The organism is Streptomyces tibetensis (assembly GCF_040647715.1).
Taxonomy (GTDB): domain Bacteria; phylum Actinomycetota; class Actinomycetes; order Streptomycetales; family Streptomycetaceae; genus Streptomyces; species Streptomyces tibetensis_A.
In genome coordinates this window covers 19,524-36,768 of sequence record NZ_JBEZCR010000007.1, presented here as the reverse complement: position 1 = coordinate 36,768, position 17,245 = coordinate 19,524, and the positions used below count along the sequence as shown (strand labels likewise).

The 17,245-nt window shown below is 72.3% G+C and carries 15 protein-coding genes; 5 read left to right on the top strand and 10 right to left on the bottom strand.

Annotation, left to right across the window (positions count from 1 at the left end):
• Positions 1 to 6: 6 nt before the first annotated feature.
• From AB0B29_RS19570 to AB0B29_RS19555, 4 genes are all read right to left on the bottom strand, one after another.
• Positions 7 to 894, bottom strand: a complete 888-nt coding sequence (locus AB0B29_RS19570) for an amidohydrolase family protein (protein WP_362241144.1) — start codon at positions 892 to 894, stop codon at positions 7 to 9.
• A gap of 171 nt (positions 895 to 1,065) precedes the next feature.
• Positions 1,066 to 2,028 carry a prolyl aminopeptidase gene (gene pip, locus AB0B29_RS19565; RefSeq protein ID WP_362241141.1) on the bottom strand — a complete coding sequence of 321 codons (963 nt, stop codon included), beginning with the start codon at positions 2,026 to 2,028 and terminating at the stop codon, positions 1,066 to 1,068.
• Between the two features lie 80 nt (positions 2,029 to 2,108).
• The gene (locus tag AB0B29_RS19560) at positions 2,109 to 2,741 is read right to left on the bottom strand and encodes an ankyrin repeat domain-containing protein (protein WP_362241990.1); all 633 of its coding nucleotides are present in this window, start codon (positions 2,739 to 2,741) and stop codon (positions 2,109 to 2,111) included.
• Between the two features lie 15 nt (positions 2,742 to 2,756).
• Positions 2,757 to 3,692 (bottom strand): LysR family transcriptional regulator, encoded by a 936-nt coding sequence (locus tag AB0B29_RS19555; RefSeq protein ID WP_362241138.1) that lies wholly within the window; start codon positions 3,690 to 3,692, stop codon positions 2,757 to 2,759.
• A 99-nt stretch (positions 3,693 to 3,791) separates the two neighbouring features.
• Here AB0B29_RS19555 and AB0B29_RS19550 point away from each other — a divergent pair, with 99 nt between their 5' ends.
• Positions 3,792 to 4,157 carry a YybH family protein gene (locus tag AB0B29_RS19550; RefSeq protein WP_362241136.1) on the top strand — a complete coding sequence of 122 codons (366 nt, stop codon included), beginning with the start codon at positions 3,792 to 3,794 and terminating at the stop codon, positions 4,155 to 4,157.
• 40 nt (positions 4,158 to 4,197) lie between these two features.
• Here the strand turns inward: AB0B29_RS19550 and AB0B29_RS19545 are convergent, their stop codons facing one another.
• Entirely contained in the window at positions 4,198 to 5,184 is a 987-nt protein-coding gene (locus AB0B29_RS19545) for a LacI family DNA-binding transcriptional regulator (protein ID WP_362241987.1), read from the bottom strand.
• Between the two features lie 312 nt (positions 5,185 to 5,496).
• Here AB0B29_RS19545 and AB0B29_RS19540 point away from each other — a divergent pair, with 312 nt between their 5' ends.
• Complete coding sequence (locus AB0B29_RS19540) at positions 5,497 to 7,551, top strand: RICIN domain-containing protein (protein ID WP_362241134.1); 2,055 nt, start codon at positions 5,497 to 5,499, stop codon at positions 7,549 to 7,551.
• Between the two features lie 118 nt (positions 7,552 to 7,669).
• Here AB0B29_RS19540 and AB0B29_RS19535 read toward each other — a convergent pair whose 3' ends face one another.
• A complete protein-coding gene (locus tag AB0B29_RS19535; protein WP_362241131.1) occupies positions 7,670 to 9,118 on the bottom strand; it encodes a DEAD/DEAH box helicase in 1,449 nt (482 codons plus the stop codon).
• A gap of 151 nt (positions 9,119 to 9,269) precedes the next feature.
• Positions 9,270 to 9,473: a cold-shock protein gene (locus AB0B29_RS19530; RefSeq protein WP_003991681.1), complete on the bottom strand. Its 204-nt coding sequence runs from the start codon at positions 9,471 to 9,473 to the stop codon at positions 9,270 to 9,272.
• A 349-nt stretch (positions 9,474 to 9,822) separates the two neighbouring features.
• Between AB0B29_RS19530 and AB0B29_RS19525 the strand changes: the two genes are divergently transcribed.
• From AB0B29_RS19525 to AB0B29_RS19515, 3 genes are all read left to right on the top strand, one after another.
• On the top strand, positions 9,823 to 12,030 hold the full coding sequence (locus AB0B29_RS19525) for an MMPL family transporter (RefSeq protein WP_362241129.1): 2,208 nt from the start codon (positions 9,823 to 9,825) through the stop codon (positions 12,028 to 12,030).
• Positions 12,031 to 12,138: 108 nt separating this feature from the next.
• Entirely contained in the window at positions 12,139 to 13,371 is a 1,233-nt protein-coding gene (locus tag AB0B29_RS19520) for a sensor histidine kinase (RefSeq protein ID WP_362241126.1), read from the top strand.
• Positions 13,368 to 14,045: a response regulator transcription factor gene (locus tag AB0B29_RS19515; protein WP_362241123.1), complete on the top strand. Its 678-nt coding sequence runs from the start codon at positions 13,368 to 13,370 to the stop codon at positions 14,043 to 14,045. The genes AB0B29_RS19520 and AB0B29_RS19515 overlap by 4 nt, the downstream gene beginning before the upstream one ends.
• 55 nt (positions 14,046 to 14,100) lie before the next feature.
• On the opposite strand, the gene AB0B29_RS19510 is transcribed toward AB0B29_RS19515, so the two are convergent.
• From AB0B29_RS19510 to AB0B29_RS19500, 3 genes are all read right to left on the bottom strand, one after another.
• A complete protein-coding gene (locus AB0B29_RS19510; RefSeq protein ID WP_362241120.1) occupies positions 14,101 to 15,267 on the bottom strand; it encodes a serine hydrolase domain-containing protein in 1,167 nt (388 codons plus the stop codon).
• A 96-nt stretch (positions 15,268 to 15,363) separates the two neighbouring features.
• The gene (locus tag AB0B29_RS19505) at positions 15,364 to 16,074 is read right to left on the bottom strand and encodes a response regulator transcription factor (protein WP_362241117.1); all 711 of its coding nucleotides are present in this window, start codon (positions 16,072 to 16,074) and stop codon (positions 15,364 to 15,366) included.
• Positions 16,071 to 17,243, bottom strand: coding sequence for a sensor histidine kinase (locus tag AB0B29_RS19500; protein WP_362241114.1), 1,173 nt, complete (start codon positions 17,241 to 17,243; stop codon positions 16,071 to 16,073). Before AB0B29_RS19500 ends, AB0B29_RS19505 begins: the two co-directional genes overlap by 4 nt.
• Positions 17,244 to 17,245: the final 2 nt, after the last annotated feature.

Genomic DNA, 17,245 nt, shown 5'->3' with positions numbered 1-17,245 from the left:
CGGGGCTCACAGCCCGAAGAGCTCCGCCGCGTTGTCGTGGCACACCGCCCGCAGCCACTCGTCCCCGAGGCCCAGTCGCTCCAGGGCGTGGAGCTGGTCCAGGTACGGGTAGGGGATGCTGGGGAAGTCGGAGCCGAGCAGAATGCGGTCGCCGGCGTCCGCCAGCCGGGGCAGAGCCCGGGGCGGGAACGGCGCGAGCCGCTCGGCGAAGTCGGTGAACGCCATCGTCGTGTCCAGCCGCACCTCCCCGTACCGCTCGGCGAGGTCGAGGAAGTCCTCGTACTCGGGCATCCCCATGTGCGCGACGATCAGCCTCAGCCGCGGGTGCTCCGCCAGCACCCGCGCGATCGGCCCGGGGCCGGTGTGCTTGCCGGGCGCCGGCCCGGAACCGCAGTGGATCACCACGGGGATCCCGGCCTCGGCCAGCACCCCCCAGGCCGGTCGGAGGAGGTCGTCGGCCGGGTCGTACGCCCCCACCTGCACATGCGCCTTGAAGACCCGCGCGCCCGCTTCGACGGCTTCCCGGACGTACGCCTCGACACCCGGCTCGGGGAAGAGGGTGGCGGTGTGCAGGCAGTCGGGGGTGCGGCGCGCGAAGTCGGCCGCCCAGCCGTTCAGCCAGCCGGCCATGCCGGGCTTGTGCGGATAGAGCATCGCGGTGAAGGCACGTACCCCGAACCCCCGCAGGATCTCGGCCCGTTCGGCCTCCGCCTCCCGGTAGGTGATCGGCCACTCCAGCCCGCCGGTGAGCGGTCCGAGGGAGTCGAAGTACTCCCAGACCTTGTGCAGGACCCGCTCGGGCATGAAGTGCGTGTGCACGTCGACGAGGCCGGGGAGCCCGAGCCGCCCCCAGAAGCGGCGGACGTCGTCGGCCTCGGCAGCGTGATCGTTCATGGTGCCCAGCCTCGGGTGGGGCGGGGCGGTGGGGCCAGTGCCGCGCGCGAGGCATCCGTGAGGGATCCGTCACGCCGCCGGGGTGAGTTCAGGCGTCCCGGAGCCGGTCCGTGACCGCCACGAGTCGGCTACGGCCTTCCGGGAAGCGGTCCGTGACCGCCACGAGCCGGCTCAGGCGTCCCGGAACCGGTCCGTTGCCGCCACGACGGCCGCCGTGGTGGAGGTTCCCGACAGGCCGTGTCCCTCGTCGCCGATCAGGACGAGCTCGGCGTCGGGCCACACCTGGGCCAGCCGCCACGCCACGTCCACGGGACCGCTGATGTCCATCCGGCCGTGGACCATGACGCCGGGGATGCCGGCCAGTTTCCCGGCGTCGCGCAGCAGCGCCCCGTCCTCCAGGAACACGGCGTGCCGCCAGTAGTGCGTGACGAGGCGGGCGAAGCGCATGCGGAAGCGCGGGTCGTCGTAGCGGGGGTCGGGCCGGTGCCCGGGCACGGTGGAGACGTGCACGTCCTCCCACCGGCACCACTCCCGCGCGGCCCGCTCCCGCACGGCCTGGTCGGGGTCGGCGAGCATCCGGGCGTAGGCATCGGCCAGATTCCCCTCGCGCTCCGCTTCCGGTACGGCGTCCCGGAAGCGGGCCCACTCCTCGGGGAAGATCCGCCCCATGTCCCGGGTGACCCACTCCACCTCCCGGTGCGTGGTGTTGGTGACGCTGAAGAGGACCAGCCCGGACACGGGCCCGGGGTGCCGCTCGGCGTAGGCCAGTGCGAGGGTCACGCCCCAGGAGCCGCCGACGACGAGCCACTCCTCGATGCCGAGGTGCCCGCGCAGCTGCTCGATGTCGGCGATCAGGTGGTGTGTGGTGTTGGCGGCGAGCGAGGTCCGCGGATCGGCGGCGTCGGGCGTACTGCGCCCGCACCCGCGCTGGTCGAGGAGCACGATCCGGTACGCGGCCGGGTCGAACAGCCGGCGCCAGAACGGCCCCGCCCCGGACCCCGGCCCGCCGTGCAGCACGACAGCGGGTCTGCCCACGGGGTTCCCGCAGACCTCCCAGTACACGCGGTTGCCGTCACCGACGTCGAGCATGCCGTGCGCGTACGGCTCGATACCGGCGGGGTAGAGCTCGGGCATGCCGGATGTCTCCCTACCTCTGGTACGGGCTCACGTGAGCGAAAGCCCGCTTGCCGAACACCACTTGGGCGGTACGCCCGTTACCGGATCTTCGAACAGCCCTCAGGTGTCACTTTGTAGTGGTCCCCGTCGTCGGCGTCCATCCGTGAACTGGCGTGCACGTGCACGTAGTCCCCCTCGTGGTGGTACCGGAAGCCGCCCATCATGCCGACCACCGTGAACACGACCCTCACCGTGGGCCCCTCCGTGAGGGGAGCGAGCGGTGGCAGCAGATGCTCGATCTCCTCGAAGCACCGGCCGGTCGTCTCCCGCATCAGGGTGTGGAAGTGGTGCTCCAGGGCGTCCGCCGGTGAGGGCAGGGGCCGTACCGTGACCGGTTCGAGGAGCTCCACCAGGTGTGTGTGCCCCCGCTCCCGGGCGATGTCGACGGGGCGGCGGCCGTCCCGGGTGCGCTGGGTGCGCCAGGCGCCGTGCCCGATCAGCCGGGACACCACGGCGAAGTCCGCCCCGTGCCAGGCGGCTTGATGCAGCGGGGAGAAGCCGCTGCGGTTCCCGGGCCGGGGCAGATTGACCCACTCCGGCCACTCCCCCAGCGCCTCGAAGAGCCGCTCCCAGTCGGCGTCCCGCGCCATGTCCGAGAACGCGTCCCGCTGGTCCAGGTACCACTGATTGAACCGCGCGCGGTCGGTGAGGCCGTCCCATTGCAGCAGCATGATCACCGGTCCACGCTAACGGAGCCCGCGGCAGTCCCGTCCGCCGTCCGCGGGCCGGGGCCGGTTGCTGCCCGTCTTGCCGAAGGCACGTCTGCAGTGCGCCAGCAATTCCCGCACCCCCGGGCTCTGACCGCTCCGCCAGACCAGGGCGAGCAGTGCCGGTGTGTCCACGTCGTCGATGGTGCGGACCGCGAGCCGGTCCCGGTGTGCCGCGGCCATCGACTCGCTGAGCACGCCGACGCCCAGCCCACGCGCCGCGAGGTCCGCGACGGCGTCCGCCGCTCCGGCCTGCAGAGCGATGCCGGGCCGGAGGCTCTGCGCCGCGCAGGCCCCGTCGAAGACGGTGCGCAGGCCCGTGCCCGGCGGCATGCACACGATCGGATGGGCGGCGACGTCCCGCAGCGCGATCCGCCGCCGTGACGCCAGGGCGTGATCCTGCGGTACCACCACGACGAGCCGCTCGCTGATGATCGTCAGCGCCTCCAGCCCGTCGGGGGCGGCAGTCGCCGTTCCGATGAGTGCCAGGTCGATCGTGCCGGCGCGCACCGCCTCCACAAGCCGGTCGGAGTTGTCCTCCAGCAGGGAGATCTCCACCCCCGGATGCGCGCGGTGGAACGCGGAGAGCGCCTCGAACAGGGGTGTGACGGTGCAGCCGATGACCATTCCGACCATGAGCCGGCCCCGGATCAGGCCGGTCACCTCATCCACCGCCTGCCCGACCGCCGTGGCCGCGGCGAGCGCCGCACGGGCGTGGTCGAGTGCTGCCTTCCCGGCGGCGGTCAGTGTCGCCGTGCGCGCCGACCGGTCGAACAGCTCGGCCCCCAGCTCACGTTCCAACTGGCGGATCTGGGCGCTGACTCCGGACTGGCTGATGTGCACCCGCTCGGCGGCCCGCGTGAAATTCCGTTCCTCGGCGACCGCGACGAAGTACTCCAGCTGCCTCAGTTCCATGACTGTGAATTCTAGTTCTCATCGGATCCATCTGTTGGACTTCTGATCGCTGCCCGAAGAGGCTGGAGGCACCGAGGCATCCCGACACCAGGAGGACCCGTGCCGGAGTACGAGAAGGCCAGGCGCCCCGAGGACATCACCCGCCTGTTCGTCGAACGCTCCAACGCCGGTGACGCGGCCGGAGTCGCCGCGCTCTACGAAGAGGACGCGGTACTGGCCTACCCGCCCGGCGAACGGACGGTGGGGCGGCAGGCGATCCGCGCACTGTGGGAGAAGGTGCTGGCGGAGCGTCCTCGCTTCGAGCCGGAGGCACCGCTGCCCACCCTGGTCAGCGGCGACATCGCACTGACGTCGACCCCACCCGGGGACGGGGCGGGTGCCCGCGCGCAGGTGGTCCGGCGCCAGGCCGACGGCAGCTGGCTGCGCGTCCTGGACCAGCCCGAGTTCACCCCTCCGGCCGGCTGAGTCCCGAGCTGGGCGGCGTCCGGCGAGCGCGGCCGCGGCCCTACCGCCGCCGCGCTCCCGTACTCTCCCGCCGCACCAACCGCGTCGGCACCAACGTCGTCCCGTGTTCCGCCCCGCCCTCCCGCATCTTGCTGAGCACCCCCTCCACGCACAGCCGTCCCACCTCCGCGAAGTCCTGGTGGATCGTGGTCAGGGGCGGGAGGAAGGACGCGGACTCGGGGATGTCGTCGAAGCCGATGACGCTGACGTCGTCGGGGACGCGGCGGCCGCGTTCGTGCAGGGCGCGGAGCAGACCCAGGGCCATCTGGTCGTTGGCCGTGAACACCGCCGTGCAGTCCGCCTCGTCGGCCAGCCTCAGCCCCGCCCGGTAGCCGGATTCGGCCGACCAGTCGCCGCGCACCAGGGGCGGCGTCACCCGGCCCGCTGCTGTCAGGGTGTCGCGCCAGGCGTTGGCGCGGCGCTGTGCGGCGAAGGAGCCCTCCGGTCCGGCCAGGTGCCACACCGTGTCGTGGCCGAGGTCCAGCAGGTGCCGTACGGCGTCCCGGGCGCCGCCCGCCTGGTCGGTGTCGACGACGGTGTAGCGGTCACCGGCGTCGGAGTCGGCCACCACGACCTGCACACCCGGCGGCAGGGACACCGTCGCCGCGTCGAGCAGATGGATCTCCATGATGACGATGACGGCGTCCACGGCGAGCTCGCCCAGCCGGGAGAAGGCGCCGTTCACCTCGTCCTGGGTGGGAACGGCCACGGGCAGCAGGGTGACGGCGTAGCCGTGCTCGGCGGCGGAGGTGGCGATGGCCTCCAGGGTGCGGATGTTGCCCATGGTCGAGAGGGAGAAGGTGATCACGCCGAGCGTGCGGAACTCGCCCCGGCGCAGCGCCCTCGCCGCACTGTTGGGCCGGTAGCCGAGCTCCCGCATGGCGGCCAGGACCTGCGCGCGGGTGTCCTCGGTGACGCCCGGGAAGCCGTTCGAGACCCGGGAGACCGTCTGGGAGGAGACTCCGGCGAGCTGGGCGACGTCGGCCATGGAGGCGCCCTGGCGGGGGCGTGCCGCACGTCTTCTCGTACGGCTCGTGCCGCCCGGCTCGCTCTCGCCGTTCACCGTGCCCACCTGCCCCCTCGCTTCCCTCACAGCGCACCGGGCGCGGACTTCGGTCCGGAACGAGTCCTTGACCCCTGAGATTCGGACAGTGTAGACATCCCGCCAGTGCATGTTTACGTAAACATTGCCTGGTCCATATCGTGCGCAAAGGAACCGAACCCGTACCGGTCGCACCACGCAGGCCCCGATCTCTGCGCCCGCCGGGACGCGGCACGCAGAAGAGCTGGAGTACTCGAGATGGCACACCGCACCCGTAAGAGAAGGCTCCTCGGGGCCATCGGCGTCACCGCCGTGGCGACCGGAACCCTCCTGGCCACGACGACCCTGCCCGCCGCGCACGCCGAACCCGCCCGGGCCACGGCCGCCGGCGTCACCGTCCGGCCCGACCCCTCCTACGCGGGGGAGAAGTTCGAGGGCTGGGGCACCAGCCTGGTCTGGTTCGCCAACGCCACCGGCGACTACCCGCCCGCGATCCGCGAGAAGCTCTACCAGCTGCTCTTCGGCGACGAGGGCCTCAACCTGAACATCGCCCGCTACAACATCGGCGGCGGCAACGCCCCGGACGTCAAGGACTACCTGCGGGCCGGCGGCGCGGTCGAGGGCTGGTGGAAGGCCCCGGCGGGCACCACCCGCGAGGACGTCGACTGGTGGGACGCGGACGACCCGGCCGACTGGAACAAGAACGCGGACAAAACGCAGCGCTGGTGGGTCGACCGCATCAAGAAGGACATCACCCACTGGGAGACCTTCAGCAACTCCCCGCCCTGGTTCATGACCGAGAGCGGCTACGTCTCCGGCAACTTCGACGCCGGCAAGGACCAGCTGAAGCCGGGGTCGGTCGACGACTTCGCCAAGTACCTGGTCGGCGCGACCGAGCGACTCGAGAAGGCGCACGGCATCAAGGTCGACACCCTGGACCCGTTCAACGAGCCGAACACCAACTACTGGGGCACCAAGCTGGGCCCGGACGGCGAGCCGACCGGCGGCCGCCAGGAGGGCGCCCACATCGGCCCCGAGATGCAGCAGCAGGTGATCCGCGCCCTGGCGCCGGTCCTGAAGAAGTCCCGGTCCGACGCGGAGATATCCGCGATGGACGAGACGAACCCGGGCACGTTCGCGACGAACTGGAACTCCTACCCGCAGGAGGTCCGCGACCTCGTCGGCCAGATGAACGTCCACACCTACGGCACCGGCCAGCGCACCACCGTCCGCGACCTGGCCAAGGCCGCCGACAAGCCGCTGTGGATGAGCGAGGTCGAGGGCGACTGGGGCGACGGCCAGAGCTTCACGGACATGCGGCCCGGCCTGGGCCTGGCCCAGCGCATGGTGGACGACCTGCGGGAACTGGAGCCCAAGGCCTGGGTGTTCTGGCAGCCCGTCGAGGACTACGACAACATGAAGCCGGGCGGCGAGTCCGCCAAGGGCGGCAACTGGGGCGAGATCCAGCTCCCGTTCAGCTGCACCTCGAAGGACACCCTGAAGTCCTGCCCGATCTACACGAACACGAAGTTCGACACGGCCCGCAACTTCACGCACTTCATCAAGCCCGGCGACCGGCTGATCAAGACCGACGACACGTCGAGCACCGCGGCGGTCTCCCGCACGGGCGACGCGGCGACCGTCGTCCACGTCAACAGCGCCACCGAGGCCCGCGAGGTCACGCTCGACCTGTCGAAGTTCGGCCGGGTCTCCTCCCGCGCCACGGTCACCCCGGTGGTGACCAGCGCCGACGGCAAGCTGGACAAGCAGAAGGCCGTCCGGGTCACCGGCAAGCAGGCCACCCTCACCGTGCCCGCGCAGTCGGTGACGTCCTTCCTCGTCAAGGGCGTCTCCGGGGTCGCGAAGGACGCCGCCGAGCTGCGCAGGGGCCACACGTACCGGCTCACCGGCGTCCAGAGCGGCAAGGACCTCACGATCGCCGGCAACGGCACGGGCCTGGTCATCAAGGGCGCGAACGCGACCGACCCGAGCGGTCAGCAGTGGCGGGTCGAGCAGGTCCGCGGCAAGGACAACCGCAAGCGGTACGTGCTGACGGAGACGTCGTCCGACAAGCGCCTGGCCGTCCGTGACGGCGCCCTGGTCGCCGAACCCGACGAGGGCCGCCGCGACGACGCCGCGCAGTGGATCGCGTCCTCGACCGGCGACGGTTCCTGGACGCTCGTGAACGTGGCGACCGGCCAACTCCCGGATGTCGGCGGCCAGTCCACGAACGACGGCGCCTCCGTGGGCGTCTGGCAGCCGAACTCCGGATCCAACCAGCGGTGGAAGGTGACGGACGTGACGAGCGGCTGAACTCTGCCGCGCGTCACGCCGAGACGCCCCCGACCGCCGTCGCCCCGGTGCGACGGCGGGCGGGGGCGTCGTGCTGTTCCGCCGTCCGCCCCGTGAACGCCGGACCTGGCGACCGGGGTCAGCGGCGGCGGCCCCGGGACGGCCTGTTCCGTCGTCCGTTCGGCGCGGAGCCCGTGCGCGCGGCGGGCTTCTCGGTGGCCGGCGGGGCGAGGACCACGGGCACGCCCGAGGGTTCCTGCGCCCCGGTGATGCGGCTCAGCTCGGCCTCGTCCGAGCGGACCCGGGTGATCTGCGGGGTGATCCCGGCGTCGGCCATCAGCCGGGTCATCTCACGCCGCTGGTGGGGCAGGACCAGCGTGACGACGGTGCCGGACTCGCCCGCGCGGGCCGTACGGCCGCCGCGGTGCAGGTAGTCCTTGTGGTCGCCCGGCGGGTCCACGTTGACGACGAGGTCCAGGTTGTCGACGTGGATGCCGCGGGCGGCGACGTTGGTCGCCACCAGGACCGAGACCTGGCCGTCCTTGAAGCGGGCCAGGGTCCTGGTCCGCTGTGACTGGGACTTCCCGCCGTGCAGCGCCATCGCGCGCACGCCCACGGCCAGCAGCTTCTTCGCCAGCCGGTCGGCGGCGTGCTTGGTGTCCAGGAACATGATCACGCGCCCGTCGCGGGCGGCGATCCGGGTGGTCGTGGCGTGCTTGTCGTCGTCCTCCACGTGGAGCAGGTGGTGCTCCATGGTGGTGACGGCGCCCGCGGAGGGGTCGACGGAGTGCACCACGGGGTCGTGCAGGTAGGTGCGGACCAGCCGGTCGACGTTGCGGTCCAGGGTGGCCGAGAACAGCATGCGCTGCCCGCCCGGGCGGACCTGGTCGAGCAGGGCGGTGACCTGCGGCATGAAGCCCATGTCGGTCATCTGGTCGGCCTCGTCGAGGACGGTGATGTCGACGTGGTCCAGACGGCAGTCACCTCGGTCTATGAGGTCCTTGAGGCGTCCGGGGGTCGCGACGACGACCTCGGCGCCGTTGCGCAGCGCGTTCGCCTGCCGGCCGATCGGCAGGCCGCCGACCACCGTGGTGAGCCGTAGCCGCAGCGCGCGGGCGAAGGGGGTGAGGGCGTCGGTGACCTGCTGGGCCAGCTCGCGGGTCGGCACGAGGACCAGGGCGAGCGGCTGGCGGGCCTCGGCCCGACGCCCGTCGACGCGGGCCAGCAGGGCGAGCCCGAAGGCGAGCGTCTTGCCCGAGCCGGTGCGGCCCCGGCCGAGCACGTCCCGGCCGGCCAGCGAGTTCGGCAGGGTCGCCGCCTGGATCGGGAACGGCGCGCTCAGCCCCTCGGCGCGCAGCGCGCCGAGCAGCCGCTCGGGCAGGTCGAGCTCGTCGAACGCCTCGACGGCGGGCAGCGCCGGGGTGATGGTGGCGGGCGGTGCGAACTCCCGGCCGGGGGCGGGGCGGCGCCCGCCGCGGCCGCCGCCGGACGGACGGGACGCGGCGCCTTGGCCACCCGGCTTACGGGACCGGGACCCGTTGCCGCGGGAGTGGGGGGAGCCGTTGTTCCTGCGAGCCGTACGGTCCATGGGGAACCTTCCTCGATGCGGCACGCGTCGAGGAATGCGCGACGGCACCGAAGTGCCGCGGGATTCGCAAGAGTTGAGCCGAATTAGAACAAAACGAGCCGAGGCCCGCACCGCGAGGGTGCGGGCCCCGGTCAGGGCATGCGCGTACGCGTCAGGCGGGAACGATGTTCTCGGCCTGCGGGCCCTTCTGGCCCTGCGTGACGTCGAAGGTGACCTTCTGGCCTTCCTGGAGCTCACGGAAGCCAGAGGTGGCGATGTTCGAGTAGTGGGCGAAGACGTCCGGGCCGCCACCCTCCTGCTCGATGAAGCCGAAGCCCTTTTCCGAGTTGAACCACTTCACGGTGCCGGTAGCCATATGAATCTCCCTTGAGGGCAGTACTCAGGGCCCGCACCTTGCGGACCCGTAGTCGCCGAAATGATCACCCTAAGGAGATCCGAGAATCCTCGGAAACAAAAAAGAGTGCTCGTGTCGACAAAAGGTCGAAAGAGCACTCGAAGTCTCTGGGAACCAAAACTGCAACGCCAGCCAAGGTAGCACAGGCCGGATCGGAAGGCCCGGGAATCTCGTACCCGGGGTGGACCCGGCCGCCCCCAGGTACTGCGTGGCGAGTACCGGAGATTGTCGGCAGCCGCACGACGACGGGACGGCCCCTTCACGGAGAGGCTCGGTGGACGTCCGACACCAGATGTGGAGACCTCCTGCCGTGGCAACTTTCCTGTATCGAGTGGGCCGTCTGGCCTTCCGGCGGCGCTGGTACGTCGCCCTGGTCTGGGCGGCCGTCCTGGCCGCCGTCGGGCTGGGCTCCCTCAAGGCGCCGGGGGCCGTCGACGAGGAGTTCTCGATGCCCGGCATCGAGTCCCAGAAGGCGTTCGACCTGATGGAGCAGCGCTTCCCCGGGGCCACGGCCGACAGCGCGACGGCCAGGGTCGTCTTCATCGCGCCGAGCGGCGAGAAGGTCACCGCCGCCGGGAACAGGAAGGCCGTCGAGAAGACCGTCGCCGAACTCGGTGACGGCCCGCAGGTCGCGAGCGCCGTCGACCCGTTCCGGGCGAGGACGGTCAGCGAGGACGGCAGGACGGCCTTCGCGACGGTCACGTACAAGGTCGGCGCCAACGACCTCACCGACGCCGGCCGCGACCACCTGGAGCGGACCCTCGACCAGGCCCGGGACTCCGGCCTGACCGTCGAGGCGGGCGGCACCGCGCTGGCCGCCGAGGCCGGGCCGGGCGGGGCCGCCGAGGTGATCGGCGTCGCGATCGCCGCCGTCGTCCTGCTGATCACCTTCGGCTCGCTGGCCGCCGCCGGGCTGCCCCTGCTGACGGCCGTCGTCGGCGTCGGCGTCAGCATGGCCACGATCCTCGCCCTGTCCAGCGCCCTCGGCCTGTCCACGACCACCGGCACCCTGGCGATGATGCTGGGCCTCGCCGTCGGCATCGACTACGCCCTGTTCGTCGTCTCCCGCTACCGGGAGGAGCGCGCCAAGGGCCGCACGCCGCAGGAGGCGACGGCGCTGGCCGTCGGCACGGCCGGTTCCGCCGTCGTGTTCGCGGGGCTCACCGTCGTGATCGCGCTGTCCGGGCTCGCCGTGGTCGGCATCCCGATGCTCACCAAGATGGGGCTGGCCGCCGCGGGCGCGGTCGTCGTCGCCGTCCTGGTCGCCCTCACGCTCGTCCCCGCGCTCCTCGGCTTCTGGCCGAACGCCGTGCTCAGCCGGCGGGCCCGCAGGAGCGGCCGGATCGAGGAGAGCACCACGGGGGGCGCCGGCACCCGCTGGGCGCGGTTCGTGCTGCGCCGTCCGATACCGGTCCTGCTCCTCGGCGTCGTCGGCCTGGGCGCCCTCGCCCTGCCCGCCGCCGACCTCCAGCTCGGCATGCCCGGGGACGAGGCCAAGCCCACCTCCACCACCGAGCGCCGGGCCTACGACGCGCTCGCCGAGGGCTTCGGGCCGGGCTTCAACGGACCGCTGACCATCGTCGTGGACGCCAAGGGCACCGCCGACCCGAAGGCCGCCGCCGGCACGATCGCCAAGGACATCGGCGGCACGAAGGGCGTCGTGTCCGTCTCCCCGGCCCGCTTCAACGCCGCCGGCGACACCGCGGTCTTCTCGGCCGTGCCCGCCACCGCGCCGACCGACGAGAAGACCGAGGACCTGGTCACCACCATCCGCGACGAGCGACCCGGCATCGAGTCCGGCACCGGCGCCACCTACGAGGTCACCGGCACCACCGCGATGAACATCGACATCGCCGGGAAGGTCCAGGCCGCGCTGATCCCGTACCTGGTCGTCGTGGTCGGCCTGGCGATCGTGCTGCTGCTGGTGGTCTTCCGGTCCCTGCTCGTCCCGCTCAAGGCGGCCCTCGGCTTCCTGCTGTCGGTGCTGGCCTCCCTCGGCGCGGTCGTGGTGGTCTTCCAGCAGGGCCACGGCGCGGAGCTCCTCGGCGTGGAGCAGACCGGCCCGATCATGAGCCTGATGCCGATCTTCCTGGTGGGCATCGTCTTCGGCCTCGCGATGGACTACGAGGTGTTCCTCGTCTCCCGGATGCGGGAGGCCCACGTCCACGGCGAGTCGCCCGCCCAGGCGGTCACGTCCGGTTTCCGGCACAGTGCCCGGGTGGTCGTGGCCGCCGCCCTGATCATGATCGCGGTGTTCGCCGGGTTCGTCGGCGAGAGCGACTCCATGATCAAGATGATCGGTTTCGGACTGGCCTCCGCCGTCCTCCTCGACGCCTTCGTCGTGCGGATGGCGATCGTGCCGGCCGTCCTCGCCCTGCTCGGCGACAAGGCCTGGTGGCTGCCGAAGTGGCTGGACCGGGCGCTGCCCCGGGTCGACGTGGAGGGCGAGGCCCTCAGCCGGCCGGAGCCGCAACAGGCCGCGGACCCCGCCCGCGACCTGGAGCCGGCCCGCACCTGAGGCGGCCACACCCCGGGGCCGTCCGTGGCGAAGGACACGGGCGGCCCCTCGCGCGGTCCCGCCCGGCCTCGACCACGATGGTCCCAGCCCCACCGACCGGAGAGCCCGATGAACATCAGCCTGGAGCGGCGCTACCAGGATCGCCTCGAGGAATTCTCGGCACGCCACGTCTTCCTCGTCGACCTGGCGATGGTCCTGGCCCTGATGGGCTGTACCGCCCTCGGCGGAACGCTCACCATGCCCGGTGCCGAACCGCCGGACCACGACAAGACCGTCACCGCCCTTCTCGGCGTGGCCTGCCTCGTCCTGCTCAAGCACCGCACCCACCCGCGCACCGCCGTCGTCGTGACCGGGACCTGCACGGTGGCCGCGGTCGGGCTCGGCTACCTGGTCACGCCCCTGCTGCTGGCGCCGGTCATGGCGGCTCTCTACTGGCTGGCCGCGCTCACCGACCGCAGGTCCACGCGCCTCCACGGCCTCGCCGCCCTGCTCGCGGTGACGCTCGCGGCGGTGTTCTCCGGCACCATGAACCACGTCTCGATGCTGCTCAGGACGATCGGCCCGATCTTCTGGCTGATGCTGCCGCTCGCCGCCGGCAAGATGACGCAGCTGCGGCGCGCCTACCTCCGGTCGGTGCAGGCCCGGGCCGAACACGCCGAACGCACCAGGGAGGAAGAGGCCCGTCTGCGGGTCACCGAGGAGCGGGTGCGCATCGCCCGGGAGCTCCACGACGTGGTGGCCCACCACATGGCCCTGGCCAACGCCCAGGCGGGTACGGCCGCACACCTCACCCTCACCAACCCCGAGGAGAGCCGGAAGATCCTCACCGACCTGACCGGCACCACGTCCTCCGCGCTGCGGGAACTGAAGGCCACGCTCGGTCTGCTGCGCGACGACGACGCCCCCGGCTCCTTCGGACTGGACCCGTCCCCGGGCCTGTCCCGCCTGCCCGAGCTGGTCTCGGCGTGCGAGTCGGCGGGCCTGGATGTCACCGTCACCACCGAAGGGGAACCGCAGCCGCTGTCGCCCGGCGTCGACCTCACCGCGTACCGGATCGTGCAGGAGGCCCTCACCAACGTCACCAAGCACGCCACGGCCGAGGCCGCCCACGTGCTCCTCGCCTACACCGGCTCCCGGTTGCTGATCACCGTCACCAACGACGGCCCCAGCGAGCCGGCGGTCGCCCGGGGCCGCGGCTTCGGCGTCATGGGCATGCGCGAGCGTGCCCTGTCCATCGGCGGCGAGCTGTGCGCGGGCCCCCGCCCCCAGGGCGGCTTCGAGGTCACCACCGCGCTGCCCCTGCAACCATCCCTCGAGCTCGCCGAAGGAACCACCGCATGAGCATCAGGGTGCTGCTCGCCGACGACCAGGCCCTGCTGCGGGCCACCTTCCGCATCCTCATCGACTCCTGCGCGGACATGGAGGTGGTCGGCGAGGCCTCCGACGGTGCCGAGGCGGTCGGCCTGGCCCGCAGGCTCCATCCCGACGTCGTCCTCATGGACATCCGCATGCCCGGCACCGACGGCCTCACCGCCACGTCCGAGCTGTGCGCCGACCCGGAGCTGTCCGCCACCCGTGTCCTGATCCTCACCACGTTCGAGACCGAGGACTACGTCGCCCAGGCCCTGCGCGCCGGAGCCAGCGGTTTCCTCGGCAAGGACGTCACCGCCGACACCCTGCTGGACGGCGTGCGCACGGTGGCCTCCGGCGAGGCCCTCCTGTCGCCCGCCGCCACCCGCTCCCTCATCACCCGCTTCCTCATGGCCCCCGCACCCGGCACCCACCTGGCACCACCGGAGCGCCTCGCCGAGCTCACCGTCCGCGAACGCGAGGTGATGGCCCTGGCCGCGGAGGGCAGGTCCAACACGGAGATCGCCGAGGACCTCACCCTCAGCCCGCTGACCGTCCGCACGCACATCCACCGGGCGATGACCAAGCTGCACGCCAGGGACCGCGCGCAGCTGGTCGTCATCGCGTACCAGACGGGGCTCGTGCGGGCGACGCCACCGGCGTGAGCCTCGCGTACCGGACGGGCCTCGCACGGGCAGCGTGAGCCTCGCCGGGGCGCGCCTACGGCCTGCCGTAGGCCGCGACCATGATCTTCTCGGCGGTCCGGCCCACCCCCTGCCCCTTCGCGTCGGTGGAGTTGACGCTGTAGACGAGGGTGCGGGAGCCGTCGCGGGTGGAGGCGATGGCGGCGTTGTACCCCCAGCGCCCGCCGGTCTTGCCCCAGACCTCGCGCCCGCCGAGCACCTTCATGGACAGGCCGACGGCGTAGGCGGCCGGCTCCCCGGTCCGGAAGTCGGTCACCTTCGGCAGGGTGAACATCTCCTCCAGCAGCGGCCCGCGCACGATCCGCCCCCGGAACAGGGCTTGCGTGAACCGCTCCAGGTCGGCGGTGGTCGAGACGATGTCCCCGGCCGCCCAGCCGTCCGTCGACCCCCACACGGAGACGTCCCGGAGCCCGGTCGTGCCGTCGTCGAGCCGCATGGTCTGGTAGCCGTGGTTGTGCGGCCCGGTGATGCGCGGGTTCGTCCCCGGCACATACGTGTCCCGCAGTCCCAGCGGCCCGAGCACCCGCCGGGCGACCTGGTGCTCGTAGGAGTCGTGGGTGACGCGCTCGATGAGCAGACCGGCGATCGTGTACCCGATGTTGAGGTAGTGCTGCCGCTCGCCCGGCCCGAACTCGGGCTTCTTGGACGTCGCCGAGCGGACCATGTCCTCGGGGGCGTGCACCTGGAAACGGTTCGCGTACCACTCCTCGACGGTGGTGCCGGGGAAGTCCGGCGCCGGGATGCCGTGCGTGTGGTTCAGCAGCTGCCGGACGGTGACGCCCGCGTACGACGCCGGGATCAGTTCCGGGAGGTAGGAGCGGGCCCTGCGGTCCAGGTCCAGGCGGCCCTCTTCGGCCAGTTGCAGGGCGACGGCGGCGGTGAAGACCTTGGTCACGGACCCGGCGCGGAAGCGGGCGGCGGGATCCGCGGGCCGTCCGGTCCGCAGATCGTGCACACCCGAACTTCCCCGCCACACACCCTCCTTGCCCCCGACCCGCACGAGGGCGGCCGTGGCGTCGGCGGTGGGCAGTCCCGCGATGGCGGTTTCGAGGGCGGTGTTCGGTGACTGCTCCGTGGCGGCTCGCGCGGCCGGGGAGGAGGCGGCGGCCGGGAGCACGGACGGCCCGGCGGCGATACCCGCGACGAGCACGACGGCGGTCAGCAGACTGGTACGGGTCCTCATGACGAACTCCGTTGCGAGAGGGGGACGTTGTGTGACGCCTTCATGTTCCGCAGCGCAGCCGTCCCGCGGATCGCCCACGGCGGTGGTCCTGGGACGTCACTTCCTCGCCGGCACGGGGGAGGACCCGGCCCGGGCCGCTCCCCCCGGCGGGGGATCCCCGGCGGCGACGAGGCCGGTCTCGTAGGCGCAGATCACGGCCTGGATGCGGTCCCTGAGGCCCAGCTTCGCGAGCACGTTGCCGACGTGCGTCTTGACGGTGTGGTCGCTGACCACCAGCTCGGCGGCGATCTCGGCGTTCGACAGCCCCCGCGCGAGCAACAGCAGCGTCTCGCGCTCCCGGGCGGTCAGGACGTCCAGCCGGGGATCGGGCCGGCGGTTCCGGGCGGCGGGCCGGGTGTACTGCTCCACCAGGCGCCGGGCCACGGAGGGGGCGAGCAGCGAGTCGCCCCGGGCGACGACCCGCACGGCGTGCACGAGGTCGTCGCGGCGGACGTCCTTGAGGAGGAAGCCGCTCGCGCCCGCGTGCAGCGCGTCGTACACGTACTCGTCGGAGTCGAAGGTCGTCAGCATCACCGTCCGGCAGTCGCTCAGGGCACTGATCGCGCCGCAGGCCTCGATCCCGTCCATGCGCGGCATCCTGATGTCGAGCAACACCACATCCGGCGCGTGCCGACGCACCGCCTCGACGGCCTCACCCCCGTCACCCGCCTCCGCGACGACCTCGATGTCCGGCTGCGCGTCGAGGATCATCGCGAAGCCGCTGCGCACGAGTTCCTGGTCGTCGGCGACGACGACACGGATCGTCATCGCCCCGCCCCCGACGCGTGGGGCACGGGAATCCGCACCCGCACCTCGAACCCCCGCCCGTCCGCGCCGGGCCCCGCGTCCGCGCTGCCCCCGTGCGCCGCCGCCCGCTCCCGCATCCCGGCGAGCCCGTGCCCGCCCCGACGGGACACCCCGCGCGGCCCCTTCCCGTCATCGCTCACAAGAACCCCCAACTCGTCTTCCTCGTACGACAATTCAACCTGCACTGTCCGCGCGTCCGCATGCTTGAGGGTGTTGGTCAGGGCCTCCTGGACCACCCGGAAGACGGTGGCCGCGGCAGCCTCCGGAACGGGCCGGACGTCCCCGAGGGCCCGGTACGTCACGTCGAGCCCGCTCCCGCGCACCCGGTCGAGGAGACCGGGCAGGGCGGCGAGTCCGGGCTGCGGCTCGCGCGGGGCGGCGGCACCGGGCTCGTCGGCGCCTTCCCGCAGCACGCCCAGCATGTTCCGCAACTGCGCCATGGCGTCCCGCCCGGTGGCGGAGATGGCGTCGAAGGCGGCCACGGCCCGCTCGGGCGCGGCACGCACCGCCACCGGTCCGGCCTCGGCCTGCACGATCATCAGGCTCACGGCGTGGGAGAGGATGTCGTGCATCTCCCTGGCGATCCTGGCCCGTTCGCGGGCGGCGGCCTGTTCGGCCTCGACGCGGTGCGCCCGCTGCCGGGCGTCGGTCAGCCGTCCGAACACATAGGCGGCGGCGAACACGAAGAGGGAGAAGGTCAGTTCACGGGCCGACCGGGTGTTGAGCCACACCCCCACCGGCACGGCGACCAGCAGCACGGCCCCGGCGACGAGCCGTCTGCGTGCCGAGGACAGCGCGGCGATCGTGTAGGCGACGACGAGTCCGGTGTACGGCAGCGGCTGCCCGGGCCCGTCCAGGGTGAACCGGTACAGGGCACTCGTGGCCAGCACCGCGAACAGCACGGCGACGGGAGCGCGCCGCCGCCAGACCAGGGGGACGACGGTGAGGGTGCTCAGCCCGTAGGCGCCCCAGGTCGCCGGCGGCAGCCCGGGCGCGCGCGGCACGAGGAACGGCATGGTCATGGCTGCCTGCACCAGGAGCGCGAGGCCGATGTCGACCAGCAGCGGATGGGCCGTCGCGAGGGCCCTGCCCCGCTCCCACCACCCGCGCCATTGCCTCCGTATGCCCATGG